Genomic DNA, 734 nt, shown 5'->3' with positions numbered 1-734 from the left:
GTGACCGAGTCCGTGACCGCCGATGACCAGGCGGAACCGTCGCTAGAGACTGCGGCGGTCGAGCAGAAGCTCATCGACCAGCTCGTCGAACAGGCCCGGAGCAAGGGCCTGCAGCTGACCGGCGAGGGCGGGCTGCTGCAGCAGCTGACCAAGACGGTTCTGGAGTCCGCCCTGGAGGGCGAGATCACCGACCACCTCGGCTACGACAAGCACGATCCGGCGGGCAAGGACGGCGGCAACTCCCGCAACGGCAGCCGGTCCAAGACCGTGCTGACCGACGTCGGGCCGGTCGAGATCGACGTGCCCCGCGACCGGGAGGGCTCCTTCGAGCCGGCCATCGTCAAGAAGCGGCAGCGCCGACTCACCGGCGTCGACGAGATGGTCCTCTCGCTGTCCGCGAAGGGCCTCACCCACGGCGAGATTTCCGCGCACCTGGCCGAGGTCTACGGCGCGAACGTGTCCAAGACGACCATCAGCACCATCACCGACAAGGTGATGGACGGCATGGCGGAATGGCAGAACCGGCCGCTCGACCGCGTCTATCCGGTCGTCTTCATCGACGCCATCAACGTCAAGATTCGCGATGGCCAAGTAGCGAACAGGCCGATTTACGTGGCCTTGGCGGTCACCGCCGAAGGCCACCGCGACATCCTCGGTCTGTGGGCCGGTGACGGAGGTGAGGGCGCGAAACACTGGCTGCGAGTGCTCTCCGAGCTCAAGAACAGGGGCGTCGA

Annotated in this window: 1 protein-coding gene; it reads left to right on the top strand. The window is 66.6% G+C overall.

Going from position 1 to position 734, the window contains the following annotated elements:
* Nucleotides 1-12: 12 nt before the first annotated feature.
* Nucleotides 13-734 (top strand): IS256 family transposase (locus IE278_RS41755; protein WP_373312253.1); only part of this gene is annotated, 722 nt, incomplete at its 3' end.

It is taken from the genome of Streptomyces tauricus, from assembly GCF_014650955.1.
GTDB classification, from domain to species: domain Bacteria; phylum Actinomycetota; class Actinomycetes; order Streptomycetales; family Streptomycetaceae; genus Streptomyces; species Streptomyces tauricus.
Note: the sequence above shows the minus strand (reverse complement) of the source record. Positions and strands in the feature narration are given on the sequence as shown.